The sequence below is a fragment of the Enterococcus avium genome (assembly GCF_002891025.1).
GTDB lineage: Bacteria > Bacillota > Bacilli > Lactobacillales > Enterococcaceae > Enterococcus_A > Enterococcus_A avium.
Genome location: NZ_NBSL01000002.1, coordinates 3,050,545 through 3,075,529, shown reverse-complemented (window position 1 = coordinate 3,075,529; position 24,985 = coordinate 3,050,545). Strand labels below are relative to the sequence as shown.

25 protein-coding genes are annotated in these 24,985 nt (G+C 39.0%); 3 read left to right on the top strand and 22 right to left on the bottom strand.

Annotated elements, in window-relative coordinates:
- Window positions 1-11 precede the first annotated feature (11 nt).
- The 7 genes from AUF14_RS15450 to crcB form a co-directional block, all read right to left on the bottom strand.
- Window positions 12-1,058: an NAD(P)-dependent oxidoreductase gene (locus AUF14_RS15450; protein ID WP_049220981.1), complete on the bottom strand. Its 1,047-nt coding sequence runs from the start codon at window positions 1,056-1,058 to the stop codon at window positions 12-14.
- Window positions 1,059-2,486 (bottom strand): PTS galactitol transporter subunit IIC, encoded by a 1,428-nt coding sequence (locus tag AUF14_RS15445; RefSeq protein WP_049220980.1) that lies wholly within the window; start codon window positions 2,484-2,486, stop codon window positions 1,059-1,061.
- Between the two features lie 16 nt (window positions 2,487-2,502).
- On the bottom strand, window positions 2,503-2,805 hold the full coding sequence (locus tag AUF14_RS15440; RefSeq protein ID WP_016181145.1) for a PTS sugar transporter subunit IIB: 303 nt from the start codon (window positions 2,803-2,805) through the stop codon (window positions 2,503-2,505).
- 21 nt (window positions 2,806-2,826) lie between these two features.
- Window positions 2,827-3,663 carry a rhamnulose-1-phosphate aldolase gene (gene rhaD / locus AUF14_RS15435; protein ID WP_049220978.1) on the bottom strand — a complete coding sequence of 279 codons (837 nt, stop codon included), beginning with the start codon at window positions 3,661-3,663 and terminating at the stop codon, window positions 2,827-2,829.
- 3 nt (window positions 3,664-3,666) lie between these two features.
- Window positions 3,667-4,149: a PTS sugar transporter subunit IIA gene (locus AUF14_RS15430; RefSeq protein ID WP_102866114.1), complete on the bottom strand. Its 483-nt coding sequence runs from the start codon at window positions 4,147-4,149 to the stop codon at window positions 3,667-3,669.
- Between the two features lie 201 nt (window positions 4,150-4,350).
- Window positions 4,351-4,704: a fluoride efflux transporter FluC gene (locus tag AUF14_RS15425; RefSeq protein ID WP_016181148.1), complete on the bottom strand. Its 354-nt coding sequence runs from the start codon at window positions 4,702-4,704 to the stop codon at window positions 4,351-4,353.
- Window positions 4,704-5,081, bottom strand: coding sequence for a fluoride efflux transporter CrcB (crcB, locus tag AUF14_RS15420; protein ID WP_016181149.1), 378 nt, complete (start codon window positions 5,079-5,081; stop codon window positions 4,704-4,706). The genes AUF14_RS15425 and crcB overlap by 1 nt, the downstream gene beginning before the upstream one ends.
- Window positions 5,082-5,211: 130 nt before the next feature.
- Here crcB and AUF14_RS15415 point away from each other — a divergent pair, with 130 nt between their 5' ends.
- Complete coding sequence (locus AUF14_RS15415; RefSeq protein ID WP_049220971.1) at window positions 5,212-5,886, top strand: HAD family hydrolase; 675 nt, start codon at window positions 5,212-5,214, stop codon at window positions 5,884-5,886.
- A 65-nt stretch (window positions 5,887-5,951) separates the two neighbouring features.
- Here AUF14_RS15415 and AUF14_RS15410 read toward each other — a convergent pair whose 3' ends face one another.
- The 4 genes from AUF14_RS15410 to AUF14_RS15395 form a co-directional block, all read right to left on the bottom strand.
- Window positions 5,952-6,497 (bottom strand): cysteine hydrolase family protein, encoded by a 546-nt coding sequence (locus AUF14_RS15410; RefSeq protein WP_102866113.1) that lies wholly within the window; start codon window positions 6,495-6,497, stop codon window positions 5,952-5,954.
- 63 nt (window positions 6,498-6,560) lie between these two features.
- Complete coding sequence (locus AUF14_RS15405; protein ID WP_049220967.1) at window positions 6,561-7,253, bottom strand: 5'-methylthioadenosine/adenosylhomocysteine nucleosidase; 693 nt, start codon at window positions 7,251-7,253, stop codon at window positions 6,561-6,563.
- Between the two features lie 41 nt (window positions 7,254-7,294).
- A complete protein-coding gene (gene macP, locus AUF14_RS15400) occupies window positions 7,295-7,579 on the bottom strand; it encodes a cell wall synthase accessory phosphoprotein MacP (protein WP_049220948.1) in 285 nt (94 codons plus the stop codon).
- Complete coding sequence (locus AUF14_RS15395; RefSeq protein WP_016181154.1) at window positions 7,576-8,151, bottom strand: NUDIX hydrolase; 576 nt, start codon at window positions 8,149-8,151, stop codon at window positions 7,576-7,578. Before AUF14_RS15395 ends, macP begins: the two co-directional genes overlap by 4 nt.
- A 206-nt stretch (window positions 8,152-8,357) precedes the next feature.
- Here AUF14_RS15395 and AUF14_RS15390 point away from each other — a divergent pair, with 206 nt between their 5' ends.
- Entirely contained in the window at window positions 8,358-9,029 is a 672-nt protein-coding gene (locus tag AUF14_RS15390) for a 5-bromo-4-chloroindolyl phosphate hydrolysis family protein (protein WP_016181155.1), read from the top strand.
- A 115-nt stretch (window positions 9,030-9,144) separates the two neighbouring features.
- Entirely contained in the window at window positions 9,145-10,335 is a 1,191-nt protein-coding gene (locus AUF14_RS15385; RefSeq protein ID WP_016181156.1) for a toxic anion resistance protein, read from the top strand.
- 102 nt (window positions 10,336-10,437) lie between these two features.
- On the opposite strand, the gene AUF14_RS15380 is transcribed toward AUF14_RS15385, so the two are convergent.
- The 11 genes from AUF14_RS15380 to AUF14_RS15330 form a co-directional block, all read right to left on the bottom strand.
- Window positions 10,438-11,301 (bottom strand): GRP family sugar transporter, encoded by an 864-nt coding sequence (locus AUF14_RS15380; protein WP_049220946.1) that lies wholly within the window; start codon window positions 11,299-11,301, stop codon window positions 10,438-10,440.
- Window positions 11,302-11,377: 76 nt separating this feature from the next.
- Window positions 11,378-12,400, bottom strand: a complete 1,023-nt coding sequence (sapS, locus tag AUF14_RS15375) for a two-component system sensor histidine kinase SapS (protein WP_049220943.1) — start codon at window positions 12,398-12,400, stop codon at window positions 11,378-11,380.
- Window positions 12,401-12,413: 13 nt separating this feature from the next.
- Complete coding sequence (gene sapR, locus AUF14_RS15370) at window positions 12,414-13,085, bottom strand: two-component system response regulator SapR (protein ID WP_049220941.1); 672 nt, start codon at window positions 13,083-13,085, stop codon at window positions 12,414-12,416.
- A gap of 97 nt (window positions 13,086-13,182) precedes the next feature.
- On the bottom strand, window positions 13,183-13,536 hold the full coding sequence (locus AUF14_RS15365) for an iron-sulfur cluster biosynthesis family protein (RefSeq protein ID WP_048721746.1): 354 nt from the start codon (window positions 13,534-13,536) through the stop codon (window positions 13,183-13,185).
- Window positions 13,537-13,628: 92 nt separating this feature from the next.
- A complete protein-coding gene (locus AUF14_RS15360) occupies window positions 13,629-15,122 on the bottom strand; it encodes a phosphohexomutase domain-containing protein (protein WP_049220939.1) in 1,494 nt (497 codons plus the stop codon).
- 235 nt (window positions 15,123-15,357) lie between these two features.
- Window positions 15,358-17,778: an HAD-IC family P-type ATPase gene (locus AUF14_RS15355; RefSeq protein ID WP_049220937.1), complete on the bottom strand. Its 2,421-nt coding sequence runs from the start codon at window positions 17,776-17,778 to the stop codon at window positions 15,358-15,360.
- Window positions 17,779-17,943: 165 nt separating this feature from the next.
- Complete coding sequence (locus tag AUF14_RS15350) at window positions 17,944-18,453, bottom strand: GNAT family N-acetyltransferase (RefSeq protein WP_049220934.1); 510 nt, start codon at window positions 18,451-18,453, stop codon at window positions 17,944-17,946.
- Window positions 18,454-18,584: 131 nt separating this feature from the next.
- Window positions 18,585-19,529, bottom strand: coding sequence for a 3'-5' exoribonuclease YhaM family protein (locus AUF14_RS15345; RefSeq protein ID WP_016181164.1), 945 nt, complete (start codon window positions 19,527-19,529; stop codon window positions 18,585-18,587).
- On the bottom strand, window positions 19,526-22,156 hold the full coding sequence (locus tag AUF14_RS15340) for an ATP-binding protein (protein WP_102866112.1): 2,631 nt from the start codon (window positions 22,154-22,156) through the stop codon (window positions 19,526-19,528). The genes AUF14_RS15345 and AUF14_RS15340 overlap by 4 nt, the downstream gene beginning before the upstream one ends.
- On the bottom strand, window positions 22,146-23,327 hold the full coding sequence (locus tag AUF14_RS15335; protein ID WP_048718645.1) for a metallophosphoesterase family protein: 1,182 nt from the start codon (window positions 23,325-23,327) through the stop codon (window positions 22,146-22,148). The genes AUF14_RS15340 and AUF14_RS15335 overlap by 11 nt, the downstream gene beginning before the upstream one ends.
- A 416-nt stretch (window positions 23,328-23,743) precedes the next feature.
- Window positions 23,744-24,952 (bottom strand): IS110 family RNA-guided transposase, encoded by a 1,209-nt coding sequence (locus tag AUF14_RS15330; RefSeq protein ID WP_049220023.1) that lies wholly within the window; start codon window positions 24,950-24,952, stop codon window positions 23,744-23,746.
- Between the last annotated feature and the right edge of the window lie 33 nt (window positions 24,953-24,985).

Sequence of the window (24,985 nt, the reverse complement as noted above, 5' to 3'; positions counted from 1 at the left end):
TGAATCATTTTTTAAACACGAATGAGCATATCACTCCTACCTCTTTCAAAATAATCATTTAAGACATCTCGTAACAAGTAAGGTGAACGTGGAATAGCATTGATCGTATCTCCCGCAATATGAGAGGTAATAATTAGATTATCTAAATCTAGTAATGGATCATCTGCTCGGATCGGTTCTTCCCAAACAACATCTGTTGCAGCACCAGCAATCATATTCATCTGTAGCGCTTCCACAAAATCTGCTTTATTCACGATATCTGGTCTAGCAGTATTAACTAAATAGGCTGATGGTTTCATCATTGAAAGTAAATCAGCGTTAATCATATTCTTGGTATCTGGTGTCACCCGTACATGAAGTGATACGATATCCGCGGTTTTAAACAATTCTTCTAATCCGACAAAGGTTATTTTCAATCCTTCTTCTCGTATTTTTTCTTGGTTCACAAAAGGATCATAAGCGATGACCTCGACTCCTAAGCTATTCAATCGTTTTACTACTAATTTTCCAATATAACCCAATCCTACCAAACCAACCTTTAGATTAGCCAATGTCGTTTTATAGGGATCGTTAGGAAATTTCTTGGGCCATTTTGCCTCTTTGACCTGTTGATAAGAAAATGCAATATTTCTGGTCAACGCGTAAAACAATCCTAAAGTAAAATCAGCGACTGGTTCTGCATTGCGAATAACATGGATTAATGGAATCTGCCTTTTTTTTAATTCCTCTACGGCAACATGCTCAATGCCACCACGACAAGTACCTACTAATTTCAGTCGAGGTGCTGCTTCAATCATCGCTTTTGAAACGGGAGCGATGTGAACAAGTAAATAATCCGCCTCCTTCATATCATCCAGAATTCCAGCTGGTATCTCAACTGATTCAGGGCCTTTTTGCTCAATCAATTTGATTTTCTCTTGGAATTGCTCTTTATTTAAATCAGCGTACCAATGATACTTCGTTACTTCTACCGGTTCTTCAATGTTTAGCTCCAACGCAGCTTCGGCTAGGGTTTCAGCAGAAACTAAACCATCTCCAACAACAACAACTTTTGTCATTTAAACAGCCGCTCCTTCCTTAGACACAATGCCGGCTTCTTCCTCCAGCTTCGCCATATTTTCTAAATATGCGTGAATCGATTCTTTTTTTGCTCGAACAAATAGATAAAGCACAATGTAGACCACAACAGAAAGACCAATCCAAAGCGGATTTTGTGTCATAAATATCAAGAACAAGATTCCCATGATATGGTTCGTCATTACCGCAAAACTACAGATCATCATTGCTCCTTCAGGCAAATTAACACCCACATCAACAGCTACTTGTGTAAAGATAGGTGCTACTGCAGTAATAATATATAGCCCTCCAGCACACCAAATTGCTCCGCTGATTAGTGATTTGAAAATATTTCCGTTAGAAATACAGATTACCAGCTCGATCATGTAAGGGATTGCAATTAAATCCACCATCGGCAAAGTCTGATTTCCAGGTAAAAAGATCGCCAATAACAAAACAATCGGGATCAATAGCATTCCTGTTAATAAGGTCGCTGTTTCACCGTAACCGGCAGCATCATTGATTGCCAAATACCAAACACGGTCCTTGCCACCTGAAGTTTTCGCAGTACTTTTTGACGCATCTGTGATCGCCGTAAATGCTGACGCAAAAATCCCGGCGATTTTTGGAAAGATTGCCATGATCGCTGAAGTTGAGATACCGATAACCATGATTTCCCCCCAGCCAGTCAATGAACCTAAACGCATGAAGTTCCCAGCAAAACCTAATGCCAAACCTAAAATGAAACCTAATGACGTTGGCTCTCCTAAAAAACCTAATTTGTCTTGCAAAGTTTCTGGATTCCAACGTACCTTATTCGCCCCTAACTTGGTTAATACCCAGTCCATTGCCATGGCTAGTGGTACGGAACAAATGTGATGAGGTGCGCTCATTGTACAGCGTGGATATCCGTAATAAACCGACCAGCGTTTAGCAACGATTTCAGTAAAGACTAAACAATAAAGATTAGAAAGTACCATTAAACCAATCGACAACCAAAGATTTTTAGTAGAAATATAGAGCATTGATCCCCATAGCATGAAGGAGTAATTATTCCATAAATCTGATGGCATAAAAATATCTGTAAACTTGATAACAAATAAAATCGCCTGCAGTGCTAACCCTAAAGCTAAGAAAATCATCCCTACTTGGGTCGAATAGGCCACGACACTTGTAGCTTGCCAACCAGTATCAAGAATCCTTAGATTAACGCCAGTTTCTTCTACCATTCGATTGATGGCTGGGGTGACGATTGGTGTGTAAGCACCAATGATCATATTAAACCCAGTCAATCCGATTCCTGCGTTCAAGGCTGCATTAAAAGCTTTTTTGGGCTTTACTTTCATCAGCAAAGCAATAAAGAAAATAATTACTGGTACTACGATCGCCGCGCCAAAAGCATCCATAACCTTCGATAAAACATCTAACATGTCATTTCTCCTCTCTTTAGTTTACTAATTTCTCAGAAGTCTCAAGTAGTTCGTCAAAGAATTCCTCTTCTCCCATACCAGATAATAAACCAACTGCATTGATCGTCGGTAAGTCATATTTTCCTTTTAAAGGACTCGTGTGAACGATCAAATCCCAAGAACCGCTAGAAAGCTGATCTTCTACACCTCCAGGATTCACTTCAACTGTTTTTGCTTTAATTCCATGATCATCCAAAAAATCTCTTACCTTGCCAGCCACCATCGAGCTTGTTACTGTTCCTGAGCCACACACTGAAATTACATTCAATCGTTTAACCATTTAATCTATCCTCCTACTTTTTTATCGACTTCGTTCTTCTAAAATCCCTGCTTTGGGAGTAACCCCAAACTGATCAGCTAAATCCCATAATTGATCACTTGTAATTTTTTGCCTGAAGCCCCCTGGTACTTGTACTACTCTCATATAAATATCTGCTGCTTTTTCAACTGTTTCAACCAACCCAAATGCGTCATCCATTGATTGTCCTGCTCCCATGATCCCGTGATGCGGCCAAATCACTACTCGTGAATCATGCATTTTCTCAGCGGAAGCCAGCCCCAATTCAACCGTTCCTGCCACCATCCAGGGCAAAACAGAAACTCCATCGGGAAAGACGACTAGACATTCCGTTATCATTTCCCATAATGAACGTGTAAATTTCTTTTCATCTAGATCATGAATAAATGTCATCGCAGAAATTGCAATCGAATGACAATGTAAAATTACCCGATGATCAGGGTCGTGTGCTAATCGTACCGCATGACATTTTAAATGTGAGGCTAATTCGCTAGTTGGAACACCTCCATCTTCTAGTCCCCATAACACTTTAAACCTTTTTCCGTCATCAGAAATCTTTACGATCGCTAAGTTTTTCGCTGGATTTTTGCAAATATTTTTGAAATAGCTTCCTGAAGCGGACACTAGAAAAATTTTCCCTGCCAATTCTTTAACCTCAAAATCTAGATCTTTTTCTTGAATCACATGATCTAAATCAAGATACAGGCAAACTTCAGCTTCGTCTAACATATAGCTGATGTTGCCGCCGTTACGTTCATCCCATCCATTCCGCCATAAATTTTTGGTTACTTCGCACATTTCTTGAATAAAAGGTGCTTCATAAATATCATGAATTCTCATATCTCACTTCTCGCTTTCTGTTTTAAAAAATTGTGTAACTATTTTTAAAATTTCTGATTCACTGGACTCTTCTTCCAATTGCCTCATAATCTCTTGATCCATAAACATCGCCATCAAATTTTGTAACAGTTGCAATTGATCTTCGCCCTTATTAAATCCAAGAAAAAAAGCATATCTTGCATTTACAAACTCATCCGTCGTTCCCATTTGACCAAATGTTACTGCCTCACCTAATTTGAGAATGTAAATAAAAGGCTTTTTAATGTGGCTTGGATCAGTATGGGGAATTGCTACGGCAAATGATGGTGTCTGAAATCCAGTTGGATATTCCTTCTCTCTTTCTTTTAAAGCCTCTTGATAAGTCGTTTCGATAAATCCCAGTTCTGTTAATTTCTTTGCAGTATAATCGATTAATGCATCGAATGTACCTGTCCCCTCGTATACATCAACCAATTCTGGGAAGAACATCTTATCCGCAATGATCATCCGCTATCCTCCTTTCCTAATTACATCGTAAGTTTAGCATCCATAAAAAATAATAGTATGCGCTTTCATCACAAAAAAAACTTATTCTCTTAAAAAAACTGTGACGTTCTTAATAATTACTTTGAGGAAGACTTATAGAAGTTATGCTTATAGCGAATACTTTCCGAAAAAAAAAGAACCGCAGAAATTCCGCGACTCATTTTATAGCTTCGAACCAATGACAATACCAATAAAGCTTAATAGCATGCCTAGTCCGTAAGATCCAAACAGATAACGATAAAACATTGAGCGATCATTTTTCCATAAAACAAATAATTCAAAGTTGTAGGTAGAAAATGTTGTATAACCACCCATGATCCCTGTTCCTAAGAAGAGGTAGATTGGATCAGACAGGTGCATTCCGAAGAAAATCCCTAACAATAGACTACCTGTCAAATTAATAAAAAATGTCGATTTTGGCAGGCGCTTTGTTTGTGGTTCAAAATAATTGTTTAAAGTAAAGCGCAGCATCGCACCAATTGCTGCCCCGCTTCCGACAAGCAATGTCTCAATCATTAATCCGTCACCTTTCTATGATAGATCATTTCACCTAGTACAGTCATGGCTAGGCCACCGAAAAACGATAGCAATAAATAGATAAACGCCAAGCCAATTTGATCTGATTGCACTAATTTCATTGTATCTAAAGCAAAGGACGAAAAGGTCGTTAAGGCTCCGCAAAAACCAACGCCAACTCCTAATACTAAACGGGCAGAAACATCGATATCACTCAAAATATGCTTCACAAGCCAACTAAAAATGAAACATCCTAATAAATTAACGAGCAGCGTTCCCAAAGGAAATCCACTCACGGCAGGAATCCATACGCCTAACCAATAGCGTGCAGTACCACCAATAAAAGCAAAAAATGCAATGACTAAATAGTCTAACATGTTGTTCATCTCCATTTTTCATTCTTTCTCACTATAAAACGATTGATATGAAGTTGCAAATAATTTTTTTCATCTACTATTTACAAATCATGCTAAACTAGGACTATCTTTGAAAAAATGGGGGATATATATGAAGGGTATTATTTTTGATTTCAACGGAACCATGTTCATGGATTCTGATCTGCATGAAGCAGCCTGGCTGTATTTGATTCAAAAATATTCAGATAAAGAAATGACAGAAGAGGACATTTTAAAAAATATCCATGGCAAAACCAATGATGTGATCCTACGCAGGTTTATTTCAGAAGACCTAACAGATAAAAGGGTTCAGGAATTGTCTGATGAAAAAGAAGCCTACTATCGAAAATCTGTTTTAGAAAGTCCTGATCACAATGATTTTACTAAAGGATTAGTAAATGTATTAGATTATGCCGCAGCAGAAAAAATTCCTATGACGATCGCTTCAGCCTCACCTTTAGTCAATATGGATTTCTATTTTGACTATCTAAATTTAGGAAACTGGTTTGACTACGAAAAAATGGTTTGTCACACTGGGCGTTTCCCTGGTAAACCAGCCCCAGATATTTTCTTGATAGCAGCGAAAAAAATTGGGGTTAAGCCAGAAAATTGTTTAGTAATCGAGGATTCATACTCCGGACTACAGGCAGCTCACAATGCCAAGATCGGTACGATCATCGCCATTGATCCGAGTGGGAAAAACCGCGCTGTTTTTGAAGCAGAGAACTTAGCTCAAAACGGGGTTATTGAGGATTTTGCGACATTTATTTCAGATTATCTAAAATAGAAGAACCTAAAGAAAAACCACTCTCAAGAACCAGATGATAATTCTGCTCTTAAGAGTGGTTTAATTTAGATAATTTTTGCTCCTAAAGTATTTTTAAAATGATTCAACGCCCAGGTATGTCCAGTCGCATCAAAACTTGCCACAGCTTTTTCAGGAATCACTATTTGATAGCCCAAATTATAAGCATCTACCGCCGTGTGCAGCACGCAAATATCCGTACATACACCGGTCAGACAAAGCTCTGTAATCCCACGTTCCCGCAAACGTATGTCCAAATCAGTCCCGCTAAAAGCTGAATAATGACGTTTGTCGATCCAATAGACATTTTTCTTTGTTTTGTTTGCTTGATAAAAGTCCGCTAGTGATCCGTATAAGTCACGTCCATTCGTACCAATCACATTATGTGGTGGAAAAAGCTGATTTTCAGGATGGTATTGATCGCTTGGATCATGACCATCAATCGCAAAAACAATGAAGTCTCCCTGGTCAAAATAATCTTTTGTCACAGACACTAATTCTTGTTCGATAGCCTGGCCTGCTTCGCCAGTCGTTAATTTCCCATTAGTTGCAACAAAATCATTGGTATAATCAATCGAAAGTAATGCACGCATGAAAATTTCCCCCTCTAATTATGATAGACAGATTTATTGATCGTATTCTTGCAGTCTCATTTTCTAAACTAGGTGATTAACAAACTCAATCACTAATTGTGCTGACAATGTACCTGTTCGATTAACAAACTCTTCATGAGTTTCAGTAGCTTCACTATCAGCAATATCGCTGATCGCCCGCACGATCAAGAATGGTATTCCAAATTGAGCGGCCGTATGTCCAATTGCCGCCCCTTCCATCTCAACAGCTAACGCATCAGGAAAAGCTGCTTTTATTTCATAAATTTTTGATGGACTGCTAACAAAGGTATCGCCTGATACAATCAAGCCGACATGGGCAGTTTGGTTCATTTTCTTGCTCGCCTCTAGCATTTCACTTTTTAGATAAGTAGAGCTTTCAAAGTATAAAGGCATCCCAGGTACTTGGCCAATTTTATAGCCAAAGGTGGTTGCATCAACATCGAAATAGGCAACATTATCCGCGATAACCAAATCACCAATCGCTAAACCTGCACCGATTCCCCCAGCAGTTCCCGTATTAATCACCATATTAACTTTATACTGCTGAATTAAGACAGACGTTGTGATGGATGCCAAGACTTTCCCAATTCCTGATTGAACAACGATTACTTCGTGATTTCCCAGACTTCCTGAAATGAATAACGCACCTGATTGCTCCCAAGATAATGGATGCTCTAGACTTTCACGTAATGCCTTTACTTCTGGTTCCATTGCACCGATAATACCGATTTTCATAATCATTCCCCTATTTCTTACTAATAATTTTTTATCTTCTATTAAACAAAAAATACTAACAACATGACTATGATCAGAAGCAATAATACTATAATTATCGCTTTATTTAGAAAGCTGCTGCGTTCTTTTTGCTTTATTCGCTCACTGCTTCGAGATTTAGTGACGGGCTTATTCTTTTTCAATTCTTTCCGATAAACATTGCTAATTTCTTTTTCTCTCTTTTCATAGGCGCGTTCAGCAGCTCTACGTTGCTCTTCTGCCAAGCGCTCCTGTTCCTCTTTTCGCTTCCTTATTTCGCTGCGCGTCACCAAGGGTGATTGGCTCATGCGTAATCTTCCTTTCTAAATTTCATTAGTTCCCAATAATTGACAGCAAAAATTGTTTTAGCGTCACAGATTAATCCGTCTTGAATCGCCTGCTTCGCTTCCTCCATTGTTAATTCATAGAGTTCTAGAACCTCATCGTCATCTTGTGGTCGTGGATTTTCGACTTTAACCAGATTGGTCGCGGCGTAAATATATAATTTCTCATTTGAAAATCCAGGTGATAAATACATTTCGTTTATGTACGTTAAATTTTCAGTATGGTAACCCGTTTCTTCTTCTAATTCTCTCATGGCTGTTCTTTCTGGATACTGCCCTTCACCGGGATCAATTTTTCCAGCAGGAATCTCCAATACCACTTTTTCTAACGGTTTTCGAAATTGTTTGACCATAATGATTTTATTTTCCTTAGTAATAGGGATGATCCCTACACCACCGTGATGAAAAACCAATTCACGTTTTGCTGTTCCGCCCATTGGCAAGGCAACATCATCCAAATAAACTTCAATAATCTTTCCCTTAAACAATTCTTTACGTTCTATCGTCTTCTCTTCAAAATCTTTATATTCTAACATTGCGACACCTTTCCTCCAAGTAGCTTCAATCCAACGGTTCTGCCTTATTGTATCACAGAAAATTCTTATGTTTTTTCTAAATCTTAAAAATCCATCTTTAGTCCGATACTATTTCTATAGAAATTCATGCTATGATGAGCGTGTAAAGAAATCAAGTAATTTGAATAAATAATGTGAAGGGTTATTACTAGACTAGGAGGATTATTATGCGAAGGAAAATATTCCCGATCATCATCGCAGCAATCGGTATTCTCTCCTTTTTTGAAGGAGACTTCGGCGACTATATTGTCTTTTTAATGCTGGCCGTTGGTTTTTGGTTGATCTATCGAGGGATTAAAGGGCGAAAGGTCCAACCACAAAAAGAGGAATTACCATTTCTGACCAAAGAAAAAGAAGCTTATTATAAAAAAATGGATATGAGCGAACGTGAAATCGAATTGTTCCGCGAAACAATGAATCTTTCTAAACAACAAGTTTTACGTTTACAGCAAAATATTCAAAAGAATGCCAAGCTTAAAGCCATTGACTTGCGTCACGAAACCTTGAAAGCGGCGAAAGCATTGTTTAAGGAATTGGTAAAAGATCCAAAGCGTTTGCCTGAGGCGAGTCAGTTTCTTTATACACACTTGCCAAACATCGTGGATTTAACCGACAATTATGTCGAAATTAATGGACACGAGGTTAAGTCAAAAGAAGTTTATGGTAAACTAGAAGAAAGCGCACAGATCATTGATCAAATGGCTGATTTAATCGTGAAGGATTATCAACAATTCGTTGCCGAAGATTTAGAGGACATGGATGTTGAAATATCAATTGCCAAAAAAAATCTCGACCAAGATTCTGATCTGACCACAAAATTAAAAACAAAAAATAGCTAAAGAGAAAAGCTTCATGAATTCGCTTAGTCTTTGATCAATAAAGCTAGTTCATCAAGCTAAACATCAACAAAAAATCTAGCTTAAGCTAGATTTTTTTCGAACAGGAGGACACACAATGGAACCGGAAAATAACCCAGAGACCAAATCGGTCGACAGCACTTTAGACGATCTACTTAGCAACCCTTTTGGCACTGATGCTTTAACCCCCGTTCAACAACAAGAAATCTCTCACTTGCAGTCACAAGAACAAGCTGACCGCTTAGTGGATAAATTACCTGAAGAACGACAAGCGCAGGCTCGGGAACTTGCAAAAAAAATCGACGTAAATGATTCACAAGCCGTGATTAGTTATGGCTCAACTGCTCAAACTAAATTGAGTGAATTCTCGCAATCAATGCTCAACACCGTTTCTTCACAAGATATCGGCCCAATCGGTGATTCATTGAATCAATTAATGTATCGCTTAAACGAGGCTAATCCTGATGAACTACGTGTCGGCGAAGGAAATATTTTTCAAAAAATGTTTGGTAAAGTAAAACAATCGATTTATGAGATCACAACGAAATATCAAAAAATCGGTGCACAGATCGATAAAATCGCAACAAAATTGAATGTAGAAAAAGATGGTTTATTAAGAGACAACCAAATGCTTGAAACTCTCTACAACAAAAATAAAGATTACTTTGATGCTTTAAATATCTATATTGCCGCAGCTGAATTGAAGATTGAAGAAATGAAGCTTACAACAATACCTGCCGCAACAGAAAAAGCGCAAGCTTCTGGTGATCAAATGGACGTTCAAGTGGTGAACGATTATACGCAATTTTTAGATCGTTTAGACAAACGAACGCACGATTTAAAACTTGCCCGTCAAATCACGATTCAACAAGCCCCACAAATCCGCTTGATCCAAAATACCAATCAAGCCTTGGCTGAAAAAATTCAAGCTTCAATCAATACGGCGATTCCATTATGGAAAAACCAAGTAGCCATCGCTTTAACGCTATTACGTCAAAAAGATGCTGCTACAGCACAACGTCAAGTTTCAGAAACAACCAATGATCTGTTGAAGAAAAATTCTGAGATGTTGAAAATTTCAACCATCGAGACCGCCAAAGAAAATGAACGTGGTATCGTCGATTTAGAGACGTTGCAACAAACACAAAACGACTTGGTGGAAACACTGGAGGAAACCTTGCGTATCCAAAAAGAAGGTCGCGAACGCCGACAAGCAGCTGAGATCGAAATTGGTCATATGGAAAGCAACCTAAAACAAAAATTAATGGAGTTAAACTCCGGACAATAGAAAAGCGTGATCGGATACTTCATACGAGGTATCCGATTTTTATTTGTTTTAATAGAAAAAGCTTGCCAACAATATTATGGCAAGCTTTAATAAAATGTTGTATTAAGATTTCATATAGCCTAATAAGACGCCCCCGACGATAATCAGCAGACAGCCGATAATAACGTAGTACATTTCCTTTTTGGTTTTACGTTCCCCTAATAGGAAAATACCTCCGAGAGTCGAAATGATAATCCCCATTTGTGACAATGAAAACCCAATAGCTAGACCAATATTTTGAACAGTCAACAGCATACAAATATTTCCAATTCCCCACAAGAGACCTGAAGCCATATTGCGCCATACATAGCGATCAACCTTGATTTTACGAAAAGCAAAAAAGCTAGCACCAATTAGCATGCCGACACTCTGCGGTAGAATAATCGCTAACGGATCAAGTCCTGCCCAAGTAATAATGATCGTGTAAACCCCATAACCAAGGGTTGAAAAGATCAATGCACGAAAACCTTTGCCGAAGTTTAGCATGCTGTCGTCTGACTGCACACCGCTTTCGTCATCCTTTCGAGCCGTTAAATAGGCACCCAGGACAAGTAATGCCAACGCAATAAAGCCTAAAACAAAATCCTTCGTCTTCGTCCATTCATGAAAAAATACGGCACCGGCCAAAGTATTCAAAATCAACTGAAATCCAGTTGAAATCGGTAATCCAACCGAAACGCCCATGAACTTCATTCCATGAAACTGACCATTCTGACCAATTGACCAAAAAAGACCTGACAAGAATCCAATTAACATTATCCAACTATTCATTGCCGGTTGAACGATGAAAAAAGTCACTAATGCAAAAACAAAAGCACCCATCGTCATTCCTAAGGTTTGCTGATTGGCATCCCCGCCTAGTTTTCCGCTCACCAAAGCAATGCTTCCCCATGCTACCATTGGTATTAGGGCAATTAAAATACTCATAAACTTACTCCCTTCAATTCACAACTGAAACAGTTTAGCGAAAAAAAGGAAATTTGGCAATTAAAAACTAAAAAATTTAACGTTCTTCATGATAATAATCTAATCGTGGGAAAAACAAAGTCATAGTAGTTCCCTTATTAACTGTGGATTCTGCACTCAGCTCGACTCCCAGCTTGCTCGCCAAGGTTTTAGCTAGATACAATCCAAGTCCTGTAGAATGCTGCTGTGCTTTTCGCCCATTTTCACCTGTAAATCCCTTATCAAAGATTCTTCGTAAATCCTCTGAGGGGATCCCAATCCCGCTGTCTTGCAGTATCAAGGCGATACCGCCATTTCTGGCTTCAATCTCAATATTTATTTGACCATGATCAGGTGTATATTTGATGGCATTGCTTAAAAGCTGTCGGAAAATAAACTCGATCCATTTAGCATCTGTCAATACTTTTGCGTCCTGCTCCGCCAATATTAACTGCAGATTTTTTTGGATAAAGTAATTGGCTTGACTGCGTATAATCGGTTGAATAATCTTTTTCAATGAATATTCTTGAATTAAATAATCATTCACAAATTCATCTGAACGAGAATAATATAGAATTTGTTCGACATATTCATCAATCTGCTGAATCTCATTTTGTAATAAGATAAACTTATCATCGGGAATATCAAATTCAATCGAATTTAAGATCAGATCCACCGCTGCTAACGGAACCTTAATTTCATGAATCCAAGAATCCATATAATCCTTCTGATCTTTTTGACTGGCTAATAACTGCTCCAGCATCAGGTGGTGCTCCCGCACTTGCTGATTTACGTATTCCTGAATCAGCTGCTCTTCATTACTGGAGGCCGATTCTACAAAATGCTGAAGATGTGCATTTTCTTCCTTGGCAAATGTCTTATACCATTTTTTTCTCCGATAAAAATCAAGTGTGAAGAAGAGGAATACTAAAAATAATTGTAAGGTCAATAAGTAACCAAGATTGTCCCAAAAACCATGCAAGTCCGGTGTTAACCAAACCATAAAAACCAGCAATAAACTTAATACTCCCCATCCCGCCAAAACCAATAAGCGATCTTTTAAATACTTTGTAAATGTCATAGCTGATCCTCATTTACGGGACGATGTACCCTTGCCCGACTTTCGTTTGAATATAATCGTCAATGCCTGCTTGTTCAATTTTGCGACGTAAACGATTAATATTAACTGTTAATGTATTATCATCAACAAACCGTTCGTCATCCCAGAGTGCACGCAGTAATTTATCTCGGCTCAGAATTTTTCCGTGTTGTTTCATTAAAATAAATAGCAGACGGTATTCATTTTTACTAAGATCAACAACCTCATCATTGATTGTCATGCTGCTATTATCAATGTTCAGTGTAATCCCATTGTGCTCCAGCTCTTCGCCGCTTTCTGCGTAATTATAAGAGCGACGCAGCAGAGCATTGATTTTTGCCACTAAAATATCCACTTGGAAAGGTTTCGTAATATAATCATCCGCACCCATATTCATCGCCATGATTTGATCCATGTTCGTGTTGCGGGAAGAAATAAAAATGATTGGAACCTTGGAGACTTCACGAATTTTTTGGCACCAATAATAGCCGTCATAAACGGGCAAATTAATATCTAATAAAACAAGCTGCGGTGCGATCTGTTCAAATTCATCAAAGACTTGATTAAAATCTGTTGTCTGGTAAACGTCGAATCTCCATTTTGTTAATTCCTCACCAATCAATTGACGAATCACTACTTCGTCTTCTACGATCATGATTTTTGCCATTCTGTTCCCTCATTTCTCGAACTTATCTGATTTCCTGAACGCTTTTTTATCATCATATCAAAGAACCCAAAAAAAATGAAAGGCGATCCTTTTAAGATTAATTTTTGGTAAAATCCTTAAAGCCTAAATTGTCATCAATCATGCCGCCTTCGCCAGACAAGCTAAATGCGCTGAGTCTTGGATTAAATTTGATTCGCATTTCTTCCTGCAAATCTTCCCTTGAATACCCTTTGATCCAAAAATCTCCGATATTAGAAGGAATTTTTTCGTCATAATCCGCCTTCTCCATCTCAGGAGAAATAATATTGATCGAAAACTGTGTTTGCATGTGGATCATCGCATGCTGAGAATAAGGACCTACACCATCCTCGAAGGTTAACAGCAATTGTTTGTTTGAGTCTAAATGTGCTGAAAGTTTTTCTTTTGCCGCTTCATCAAGTGTGATTTTCATAATATCACCTTCCATCATTTTTTTGACTATCAAATAAAGCCCCTTTATCTGATTCTTATCATCAGACGAAGGGGCACATTTTGCAAGGATTCTTACTTATTTAATTCTTGATCAAGTTTCATTAAATTAATTTGCGGATCTTGTGCCAAGATTTCTCGGAAAATTGGCAATTGTTTTTGAATCCGATCCGCTTGATCATTTTCTACCTGCATGACTAGCAGAGGCTCATGTAAGCTTAATCGTAACAGCATCCAGCCCTTTCCATGAGGCTCATTCACTGAAAAACGCACACCCTCCTGATTCTCTGGGTTTACAGAAAAGCCAGCTTGTTTTGGTAGTTCAGTCCGGAAGGTGTCGATCATTTTCTGACCACACTCTTTATAATTCTCTCCGCCAATTGCATAGCGAATCTCAAGGGTTTCTATAGGCTGCTCTAACTCCGCCATCAAATCGGTCAACTCACGATTTTCTTTTTGTAATTTCGGCAACAGCATCAATACTTTTGCAATCACGTAGGCGCCATCATCTAAAAAATAATTCTCTTTGAACGCCGCGTGGGAGCTAGTCTCGATCGCTAATTGACAATCGATGCCTTCCTCATTCAGTTCGATTGCCTTGTTGATGACGTTGCGATAGCCAGAAATATAGCGATATTGCTTACCGCCTTTTTCCTCGATAAAGTTTTTTAAATGATCCGAGGTTGGAGAATTTGTCACAATCGTACTGCCGGGGTGCTCTTGCAAAACAATCGCAGATAAAACCGCGATCAAATTATTTCGGTTAATCATCTGCCCGTCCTTTGAAACAATCGCCGAACGATCCACATCTGTATCAAAAATCACGCCTAAATCCGCTTGATTGTCTAATACAGCCTTTTTGATACTCGCCATTGCCTCCTTATTGTCAGGATTCGGAATATGATTTGGAAAATGACCATCAGGCTCTAAAAATTGTGAGCCGCTAGTATCAGCACCTAGAACCGCTAAAACTTTATCCGCAAAGTAACCGCCGGCACCATTGCCAGCATCAACAACAATTTTCAGTCCTTTTAATGGCTGTTCATTTCCGCTGCCGCGTTGGATTTTTTCAACTAGATCAGCCGCGTAACGTGACAACAAATCTGCTTGCTTCACACTTCCATCTGCTGCTTTACTTACTTGAGTGTGCGTCAAAATATAAGCGATATCACTTTTCTCGGCACCGCCAGTTTGACTGAATATCTTGATCCCATTGAAATAAAAAGGCAAGTGGCTCGCTGTCAGCATGATCCCCGCATCACAGGCAAACTCTTCAAACTGTGTCGCCATAAACAAGGCCGGAGTCGTAGCCAACCCAAAATCCAACACTTCGCAACCTGCCGCCTCAAAAACGGCGATCATGGCATTCTTTAACTCTGGTCCAGTTAAGCGACTGTCATGTCCGATCCCAATTTTAAAGGGACGCGGGACCCCTTTATTCGACAACCAATTAAGAATGCCATTTGCAATCAAACGGGTTTCTTCAATACCTAAGTTTTTGACTTTATCCTCTGCCGTGATAGCGATTCCACGAATATCTGAGCCATTTTGCAATTTTGTTAACTCCATTGATAAATTCCTCCTTCTTACTCCTATTATTTTTTATGCGGACTTACCCTCCCACTGCGTAATTCCAGCTTTTTAATTGCTTTCAATACTAATTCAATCTTACTGACTAAACAACTTATAAAAAATTAAACGGACGTTCTTCATCCATACTTTTAGTTCATTATACCAAAAATCCCGAAAAAGAAAGCCTTTTCCGGGAAATTTTATTAATTTAAGTATTTTCTACTCTTCTAAATTAAATAACTCGTGATTTCGGATTCTTTTTTGCTTGCCGCTTCTCCTGCCAGCGAATGCGCCATCCGACTAAGACATCCATTACAAAGGTCAATCCTTTGAACAACCAATAAATACCAAAGGTTAAAGGAAGAACAAAGAATAAATTGCGATTCCAAAGCTTGTCGAAATCAAAAAATTCTCTGAAAAATAGGTAGCTGCTTAGATAAGCCAAGCTCAAAACAGTGATTAAAGCGATTTTTTTCTTATCCAACGGGAAGGAAACTTTATATAGCACCAGCAACCCTACACACCCCGTCAAAAAAACCGACATTGTGGAGGTTGCCTGATAGTCTAATTCAAATAGTACATTAGCTAATTGGATAATCATGACCGCACTAACAACAGTCAATGCTCCAGGTAAAGACACGCGTAAAATATTATTTAAGAAATCTCCCTTGATGCGTTCGTAGCTTGGCTTCAATGCCAAGAAGAAGGAAGGGATTCCTACAGTTAACGCGTTAATTGGTGTTAATTGCACCGGCTCAAAAGGATAAGGGTTTGTTAGAATCATGAAAATCACTGCCAAAATTAACGAATAGATTGTCTTCACCAAATACATCGAAGCTACCCGTTCAATATTATTGATGACGCGACGTCCTTCATTCAACACATTTTGCATTCTTGAAAAATCAGAGTCTAACAAAATGACATCGGAAGCGGCCCGAGCTGCACTGCTTCCATTTGCCATCGCTACCCCAATATCTGCTTCACGTAAAGCCAATACATCATTGACGCCATCTCCTGTCATACAGACCGTATGATTTCCCTTTAAAGCTTGGATCAAGAATTGTTTTTGTTTCGGTGTCACTCGTCCAAAAACCGTCGTTGTGTCAACTAAAGCCTTGTAATCAATCGGTTCATCTAAGCTCGACATATCAACAAAAGTTTCCGCATTTTTTATTCCTGCTTTTTGGGCAATTTTTGAAACAGTTAGCGGATGGTCTCCTGAAATTACCTTCAGCTGGACATCTTGTTTTTCAAAATACCCAAACGTTTCCCGTGCATTTTCCCTCAAATTATCAGAGATGATCAGCGTTGCCAACAGACGCGGTTCGTATACCATCTCTTCTTCTAATGTTCCAGGATATTCCACCAATACCAGCACACGTTGACCTTCTTCTAAATAAGGCTGAAGCTTATTCTGCATGTCAGCAGACATATTATTGAAAATAAACTCCGGAGCGCCAAAAGCAAAGCTACCTTGTTCCTTAAACGTTACTCCACTCCACTTTCTTGCCGAAGAAAATGGTACAATTTTTTCCGCTTGCCAATCAGCAACAGCTGGGAAAGCTTCTCGTAACGCTTTGGCAGTAGCATTTTGATCCTTCAATTGATTCATTAAGGCACCCATAATTGCGTTCAAGCGATTATCAGAAATTTCTTCTAATAACGCTTCTTCGAATTTCAATGTTCCATCAGTAATCGTGCCCGTCTTGTCTAAACAAATGACATCCACGCGTGCTAACGTTTCGATAGAAGGCAAGGCCTGTACTAATACCTTTTTCCGTGCTAGATTTGCTGCTCCTACAGTAAATGCCACACTCGTCAGCAGCATCAATCCTTCAGGAATCATGCTTACCAATGCCGCGACCGTTCCTAATACAGCCTGTTTGATTGAATCAGATGCCTGATACTGACTATAAAATAGTCCTAAACCTACTGGAATAATTACAATCGTCAAAACTGCGATCATGCGACTCAATACTTTGGTCAATTCGGAACTACCTGTTTTTTTCGTTTTCGCTTCACTAGTCAACTGTTCAGCAAAATTATCTTTTCCCACAGCTGTACTTTGATAAAAACATTCGCCAGCAGTCACAAAACTTCCGCTAAATAGTTTATCTCGCAGCGATTTCTGTACACGATCCGCTTCACCGGTCAATAAAGACTCATCCACCTCAACACCAGCACCAACCAATAAATTCCCATCTACTGGCACTTGATCACCATTACGTAAATAGAGCACATCGCCCAAAACAATCGCTTCTTGGTCAATCTGCTTTAATTTACCTTCTCTTAAAACGACCGCTTTGGTCTTCGCTAAAACCGATAATTTATCGATCGTGTGTTTTGCACGTAATTCTTGTACGATCCCAATCAACGTATTAATGACAACCACGCCAAAAAACAACGTATTTTTAGGTGAACCTACTAATAGCACCAACAATGCCAAAACGAAATTAAGAATATTGAAAATATTGATTGTATTTTCTTTGATAATCTCCTTATCCGATTTCAATAGATTCTCTTCCACTTGATTCGTCTGACCTTGTTCTATTTTTTCCTGAACTTCAGAAGCTGTTAAGCCTTTTAAATCTGCTGGAATCTCTACATTATCAAAAGTTTCTTCCACCGTTTGAACTATTCCCTTTTTCTTCATCCGGTTTCACCTCATCTCATTTGCAACCACGCAGTCTTTAGTCACAATAATTATTTCTCTATATTTATCTTACCACTACTTTCATTTTAATTCGGGATTGAGCATTGCACTTAAGTAAGTCATAAATTATCGTTAAACAAATAAAAAGCCGCAATAATCTGCGACTTACTTTCTGACTCTATACAAATAATGTGGCATGTCGACTCCGCGATAATGCTTGATAAATTCTCCACAACGAACCATCCCGTTTCGTTCAGCAACTTTTTGTGAAGCTGCATTTGTATCGCGAATGATAGAGTAAACTTCTTGTGCGTTTAGCTGTTCAAAGGCGTATTGCTTGCAAGCTTTTGCCGCTTCAGTGGCAAAACCATTGTGCCAGAATTCTCGTTGAAATAAATACCCAATCTCTAACACTGTTTGGTCAGAAAAATCTTGCCACGTCAATCCGCATTGTCCAATCATTTCATTCCTTTGTTTTAAAATGACTGCCCACAATCCAAAACCGTCACGTTTATAATTTTTCATCTGCTTTGTTAGCCAGTTTTGTACCTCAATGTCATCGAAGGCCCCTTCGTACGCATACATTGTTTGTTCATCTTGTAAGATTTTACTTAACGACTCAATATCTGTTTGCTCTAACTCACGCAAATACAATCTTTCGGTTTCAATAATCACCTTTGCTCACCTCACAGCTCATTTAATTTGCAGTTTTTTACGTAGTTCATCAGACTAAACCTATGCAATCCATTTTAAACTTAATTCACCTAGAAAGACTATAAAAAGCCGCGAACTGCCGCGGCTTTTCTCTAAATATCTTTCGGTACATAAAAGCTGCGATTATCCATTCCGAAAAGCCGTTCCGTATATGTTCCTGGCTCAGCATTTTTCACAGCGCTGGACATCATCTGCATCGATGCATCGATATTATCGATTTGATGCAAAATTTCAGCTTCCATGATTCTTGGACGGACTGGTGAACCGTACTCCAACAAACCATGATGAGACAACACCATATGACGTAAAACAACGATGTCCTCATCTGCATCATTAATTTTCAATTCCGTGCAGGCTTTGGTGATTTCTTCATCTACTAGAACCAAATGTCCTACTAAATTACCTACTACTGTATATTCAGTTGACGAAGGTCCCGTCAGCTCGATCACCTTTCCTAGATCATGAATAATGATTCCCGCATAAAGCAAAGAAGCATTTAATTGCGGATATTCTTTAACGATCGCCTTGCCGAGACGCAGCATCGTCAACGTATGAAAAGCCAACCCACCAGCAAAAGCATGATGATTTCGTTTGGCTGCTGGAAACTCAAAAAATTCCTTCTGATATTTATTTAGTAAAAAGCGAACGATTCGATTCCAATGAGCGTTTGTGATCTCGAACAACGTTTTATTGATCTCTTCTTCCATTTCTTCACGCTTGATTGGCGCACGCTCCATATATAACGCAGGATCATTAGGCTCTTCCGGTTTTGTTGTGCGCAGGTGCATGATTTTGACCTGCGGATTGCCTTGATACATTTCTCGCTTACCGTTTAGAAAAACAACTTGGCCAGCTCTATAACGTTTAATCTCTTCTTCAGATGCATCCCAAAATTTACCATCAACTGTCCCAGAAGTATCTTGGAAAGTAAAAGCGATAAATTTTTTCCCGTTTTTCGCTAAACGAACATCCGCATTTTTGATCAATACATACATCTCAAACTGCTCATCGACCGTTAATTCTTTGATTTTTTTCATCGTTGGACTCCCTTCAATTCCCAGACTGGCTGGTGAAGCTCTTGGTAATAGCTTACCATTTCTTGGTCAGATGACAAACAAATGACTTGATATTTTTCACTAAAATGTCGTAATAACTTGGCAAATTGATATTTTCGTCGATGATCATAATGCAACCAGCCGTCATCAATGATTACTGGACACAGCGGATGCTTTTGCTGCAAGGTTAGATACGCAAAACGAAAGGCCATCATGACCTGATCTTTGGTTCCAGTCGATAGATTGTATAGGCTCAATTGATCGACGGTTACTAATCCCTCCGAAAAATCCAAACGACTATGGGCATTGTTTGTCAGCTCTTGAAAATAACTGGTTGCTTGCTTTAATAGCTCAGGTAATTGCTGCTCCGATAATTCTGTCGCAATATCCTGTAATAATTGATTTTCTAATTTCGCTACTGCATAATCAGCCGTTAACTTTTCTATTACCGCTCGTTGCTGGCTCGCTTGCTGATAAAGACTATCCAATGTGCCATCAGCTTGCATCTGTTGAATCTGCAGTCGTGATCGCTGCTCTTGCTCCTGCAATTGATGGAGCTGCTGTTCCCCGATTTGAATCTCTTGTTGTAAGGTACGCAAAGATTCGTTAATTTCTGCAAGTGTCGTTTCCTGTTCAAATAATGGCAAGACACTTTCTGTTAATTCTTTTAAACGCGTTTGTTTGTGACGCAATTCTGTCTCACGTTGTAAAAACGCTGGAATCTCAGAAGGATACGTCAAATGAAACTTATCCAACACTGGCTGCTCTTGCGTTAAAAGCTGTTGCTGCTGCTTTTGAGTTTCGTGAATGCGCTGCTGTAAGAGAGTATTTTCTTGATAGGTTTGAGCAAAACGAATCTGCTCCATTTCCTTCGCAAATTGCTCCAGCACTAAAAGCTTTTCCGACAAATTCTTTTGATTTAACGGCAGCCATTCAGCTAAAAATTCAAAACGCTGTTCCTGTTGCATCAAATTTTGTCGTAGGCTTGATTGACGTTGCTGTAGTTCTTTACTTGTTTGAAGCTGTGCCAGGTAGTTTTGCGCTCGTTGATTTTCCTGCACGACTGCAAACTCATTTTCAGCATTAGACATATTTCTATGACGCAATTCCGTCTGAATCTGATCAGATAAGTGTTGCACTTTTTGCTGACTCCTTGTAACTTTTTCAGTCATCTCGACAACTTGACCTTCATAGACATCTAATTGGCCTAATTTTTCCTGCCAGGTATCTTTATTTACTGGTTTATTTTGCTTCAATGTACCGCCTACACCACAAATAATTGCCGCTGCTATCAAAATATAGCGTAACGGTATCGGTAAGAAAAAGGCCAAAATAAAACTCACGCCTGCAGCAATAAACAGCCACGGTGGATTTTTCTTCTTATTAAACAGTTCTGGATGCTTTTGTTCATAATCATTTAAACTAGCCTCTGCTTGATTCCGTTGTTCTTTAACTAAACCTAACCGAATTTTTTGCTCTTCCAACTCTTTCTGTTGGTTTTGCAAAGGAACAAACAGTTGTTGAATTGCTGCTTCATTTGCGAACGGTCGTGGCGGATGCTCTCGCCAATTTGTTGGAATCACAGTTGCTTGCGCTAATTTGACGGCAATCCGCTGTTCTTCATCCAACATTCGAGTAATTGTCACTTTTTCGTCTAGTAGCTGTTGAATGCGTGCCTCATTTTCTAAATAGAAGTAGTAGCGAGCCGATTCTTGATTGCCACTATGCTGCTGCAAAGCCGCATGCAGTTTTTCCTGTTCCTTTATTAATTGCTGATACTCTTGGTAAAAGTTCTGCAACTCTGTTTGTTCTATGTCAGTTGCTGCTGAACGCAAATCTAGCTTTTGCAATTCTAAAAACTCCGCATAGCCTGACCAGTTCAGGCGCTGTTGTTCTAAAATTAACTGCTGCTCCTGTAATTTACGATTCTTCGCTGCCTGTTGGGTGACGTGTCGCTTCTCATCATCGGCTTGCCTTACAAGTTGCTGAAAACCCGATTCCTGAGCTTCTTTTTCTTTGATCTTTTGCTGCAGCTTTTGATACGCTACTAGCGCTTGATTCAAGGGTTGCTTACGCCCACGTGGTCGATAAATACCTTCGTAATGATTTTTCAACTGGATTCTCTGATCAAATAATTCATTGCTACCGGACAAACCTAAAGAAATCAATGCCTCATGCAAGTTTTCTTCGCTTAGTGCATCCAACTGCTGCAGCTGTTCCTGCTGAAAAGTAAAAACCTGACGAAATAATTGTTGATTCAAGGGATAAAGAAGCTTTTCCAATAATTCTTCTCCCCCTTGCTGTCCGTCCTCTAATAAAACGTTCGCCTTCCCTTTATTCTTTGCCTTATAGCGCTCAATTGTCACTGCTCCATAAGTTGGATGAATAATCAACAAACGTCCGCCAAATCCGCTGCCGTCATTGGGTGTATAGTCCTGTCCTTTTTTTCGTTTTGTTGGAAAACCAAATAAAACCGCCTGAATAAACTGATACAAGGTTGATTTTCCGGCTTCATTCAAGCCATAAACTAGTTGATTTTTCGCTTCAAATAAAAATGTTTGCTGACGCCATTTGCCGAAGCTGGTGATCTCTGCTTTTTTAATCCACATCAGCGTTCCCCCTAAAACGATAGTTCTCCATCATTTTCTCTTTTAATCTGGCGATCGTATCCATCCTGAACTCTTGATTCATCAAAGTGTGGAGTTGAGGATTTTGCTCCAGCTCGCTTAACAATTCTGTATAGATTTCCGGTGTTTGATAGGTCATGATTAGCTGATCAACCAGTTTTTCATCAACCGCAAGATACGGTCGCTCTATTGGTGAATCAGCTATAGTCAATTGCCACAGACAGATATCCTGAGACACCTCTGACTGTAAAGCCTCTAGCAATTCCCCAGAAGCAACTTGATACGCCAGTTCCTCCCCTAATTTTTCAGTCTCACTAAATTCTAAATGCAGCAAAGTTGGTGCTGTTACAGTGAGTTTCCGAACCAGCGGAAATAGTTCTTTCGGCTGTCTTACATTTGCTAAAGAAAGTGTCTGTCTTCTCCAGCGAACAGCTTCAACAGAAACAGTCGTTGGAATTAATTGATTTCCTTGGCTTTCTACTAAGGTCACACCTGTTAGATTCATTTCCTTTTGAGTGTGTCCCTGCGGTGTTCCTGGATAAATCACATAAGGCTTCTCAGATAAAATTTGCGGCACATGAATATGCCCTAAAGCCCAATAATCATATCCTTTTGCTACTAGCTCAGATAATTGAAATGGCGCGTAAGGCATTTGACCGCCATGATACATTCCTATATGAAAATCGACATCTTCTTTACGTGGAAATTGTTCAATCATTAATGCTTCAATTGTAGGATGCAGATAACTAAAACTCGTAATGGCAATCTTCTCACCGCTATTTGTCACTAATTTTTTTGTCTCAACTCGTTCTTCGTCAAATAACTGAATATTCTCTGGAAAAGCAAACCAATAACGGTCGGCTTGATAAAAATCGTGATTACCAAAATTCATAAAAACGGGAATGGCTGCCTCAGCTAAACGATCCATCTCCTGGAAGAAGTAACGCTGAGTTTTTAATGTTGGACGATTTTGGTGGAAGGTATCACCAACGAGTAAAACAAAATCTACCGCTTGTGTGATCGCTGTATCCACGATATTTTTCAGCATTTTTTGATTTGCTGTTATTAATCGCTCTTGGAAATGCTCTGGCACACTTGTTAAGCCCTCAAAAGAACGATCCAGATGTAGATCGGCAGCATGCAAAAATTTCATTTACTCTCCTCCTAGTCAGTCTCTTAGAAATAATTTCCAGTCAAATCCTGCCTTCTAAAAAAACTGAATTAAAGAAGACAATACTGACTTTTAATCTTGTTTATTTTACCATAAAAAAACGAAAACTTGTTCGCATTTCGTTAAAGCTACTCAACATACGCAAAAAAGAACTATATCGCTATGCCGGACTTTAAAATAAGGATTAAGAATTACTTAACTGAAATCATTCATAGCACATTGGATAATTTGGAGCTTTGAGCGTTCCTCTCCTTCAAGTAGCTTTTCTCGTCAAAACAGCTTCAATCGTTTACACTATAGCTGTAAAAAGCTAGCTATGAATTAGTCAAGTGAAAAAGGAATTTCTTTTATCTTTAAGAAAACACACCAAATAGACCTCCAAAAATCGAATGAAAAATTTATTTTTCGGAGATATCTTCGGGAAAATGAACTTCGTAAGGTTTGTTTTGTGTCCAAACGGCAAAAATGATATTCACGAGTTTTCTGGCAACTGCACCAATGGCGGTTCCATGTGACTTTCCTCGTTTTCTCAATTTTTGATAATACAAGGAAAGGGCAGGATCTTTAAATGCGGCGACAAAAGCAGCTTGCCAAATGGCTCTTCTAAGATAAGGAGAACCACGCTTAGAAAGTCTGTTTTTGGTTCCTGTAAAATCTCCAGACTGATGAACAGAGGCATCCAGTCCAGCAAAAGCAAGGAGCTGATTGGGGCGTTCAAAACGTTTGATATCCCCGACTTCTGCCATGAGGACAGCGGCAGTAATGTCACCAATCCCTGTAATGGTCGTCAAATAGTTTTCTTGTTTTGAAACGATTTCTTGAATTTCTGCTTCAATGATCTTGATTTGAGAATCAAGCAACTGAATCTGTTCCAACATGATTTGAATCTCTAACTTGAAGACATCAGAAGCAATTGAAATGCCAAAAGAATGTGCCGCAGCTTCTTTCAATTTCATCACTTTTTCTTCTGAGCGAGCGATTCCTAACCGTTTCTCACTTGCGGTATTGATGGTTTCAATGAGACGTTCGGCATCAATCTCAAGAAGATCTTCTGGAATAGGAGAATTTAGTAAGACTTGCGTGGAAGAACAACCAAACACATCCGAAAAAATCTGATCGTATTCAGGAAAGACCTGATCTAAACAAGCAAGAATTTTTCTTTTTAAGTCAGAACACCGATCCACTAAACCATAGCGGAATCGTTCCAGCTGTTTCAATCGGAAAATATCTTCTGCGGGAAGTTCGGTTTTATCAGGCAAGTCCAATCGAATGACTTGGGCGATCAATAAAGCATCAATCGTATCAGTTTTTGTTTTCCGAATGTAAAAATCGCGTAATACATCGGACTGTATTGGATTGAAAACAGTGGTATGAAAGCCTAGCTTATGCACGAAAGTGTAGATGGACAGCCAGTAATGACCAGTGGCTTCCATTCCGACCATGGTGTTTTCTGGAAGTAACGCGTGTTTATTGAAGAAAGCAAGCAGTTGTTCACTGCCAAATTTGGTATTGGAGATACGGATGGTTTTTCCGATCGATTTTCCGTGTTGATCAATCACTCCAACTTCATGGTGTTGCTTACCAATATCAATACCGAGAAAAAACATTCAATCAGATCCTTTCAAGGATTTGTCAGATAG

Coding starts and splice junctions, on each gene's coding strand:
- AUF14_RS15450 (WP_049220981.1), bottom strand. CDS start 1,058: ATGACAAAAGTTGTTGTTGTTGGAGATGGTTTAGTTTCTGCTGAAACC.
- AUF14_RS15445 (WP_049220980.1), bottom strand. CDS start 2,486: ATGTTAGATGTTTTATCGAAGGTTATGGATGCTTTTGGCGCGGCGATC.
- AUF14_RS15440 (WP_016181145.1), bottom strand. CDS start 2,805: ATGGTTAAACGATTGAATGTAATTTCAGTGTGTGGCTCAGGAACAGTA.
- rhaD (WP_049220978.1), bottom strand. CDS start 3,663: ATGAGAATTCATGATATTTATGAAGCACCTTTTATTCAAGAAATGTGC.
- AUF14_RS15430 (WP_102866114.1), bottom strand. CDS start 4,149: ATGATCATTGCGGATAAGATGTTCTTCCCAGAATTGGTTGATGTATAC.
- AUF14_RS15425 (WP_016181148.1), bottom strand. CDS start 4,704: ATGATTGAGACATTGCTTGTCGGAAGCGGGGCAGCAATTGGTGCGATG.
- crcB (WP_016181149.1), bottom strand. CDS start 5,081: ATGTTAGACTATTTAGTCATTGCATTTTTTGCTTTTATTGGTGGTACT.
- AUF14_RS15415 (WP_049220971.1), top strand. CDS start 5,212: ATGAAGGGTATTATTTTTGATTTCAACGGAACCATGTTCATGGATTCT.
- AUF14_RS15410 (WP_102866113.1), bottom strand. CDS start 6,497: ATGCGTGCATTACTTTCGATTGATTATACCAATGATTTTGTTGCAACT.
- AUF14_RS15405 (WP_049220967.1), bottom strand. CDS start 7,253: ATGAAAATCGGTATTATCGGTGCAATGGAACCAGAAGTAAAGGCATTA.
- macP (WP_049220948.1), bottom strand. CDS start 7,579: ATGAGCCAATCACCCTTGGTGACGCGCAGCGAAATAAGGAAGCGAAAA.
- AUF14_RS15395 (WP_016181154.1), bottom strand. CDS start 8,151: ATGTTAGAATATAAAGATTTTGAAGAGAAGACGATAGAACGTAAAGAA.
- AUF14_RS15390 (WP_016181155.1), top strand. CDS start 8,358: ATGCGAAGGAAAATATTCCCGATCATCATCGCAGCAATCGGTATTCTC.
- AUF14_RS15385 (WP_016181156.1), top strand. CDS start 9,145: ATGGAACCGGAAAATAACCCAGAGACCAAATCGGTCGACAGCACTTTA.
- AUF14_RS15380 (WP_049220946.1), bottom strand. CDS start 11,301: ATGAGTATTTTAATTGCCCTAATACCAATGGTAGCATGGGGAAGCATT.
- sapS (WP_049220943.1), bottom strand. CDS start 12,400: ATGACATTTACAAAGTATTTAAAAGATCGCTTATTGGTTTTGGCGGGA.
- sapR (WP_049220941.1), bottom strand. CDS start 13,085: ATGGCAAAAATCATGATCGTAGAAGACGAAGTAGTGATTCGTCAATTG.
- AUF14_RS15365 (WP_048721746.1), bottom strand. CDS start 13,536: ATGAAAATCACACTTGATGAAGCGGCAAAAGAAAAACTTTCAGCACAT.
- AUF14_RS15360 (WP_049220939.1), bottom strand. CDS start 15,122: ATGGAGTTAACAAAATTGCAAAATGGCTCAGATATTCGTGGAATCGCT.
- AUF14_RS15355 (WP_049220937.1), bottom strand. CDS start 17,778: ATGAAGAAAAAGGGAATAGTTCAAACGGTGGAAGAAACTTTTGATAAT.
- AUF14_RS15345 (WP_016181164.1), bottom strand. CDS start 19,529: ATGAAAAAAATCAAAGAATTAACGGTCGATGAGCAGTTTGAGATGTAT.
- AUF14_RS15340 (WP_102866112.1), bottom strand. CDS start 22,156: ATGTGGATTAAAAAAGCAGAGATCACCAGCTTCGGCAAATGGCGTCAG.
- AUF14_RS15335 (WP_048718645.1), bottom strand. CDS start 23,327: ATGAAATTTTTGCATGCTGCCGATCTACATCTGGATCGTTCTTTTGAG.
- AUF14_RS15330 (WP_049220023.1), bottom strand. CDS start 24,952: ATGTTTTTTCTCGGTATTGATATTGGTAAGCAACACCATGAAGTTGGA.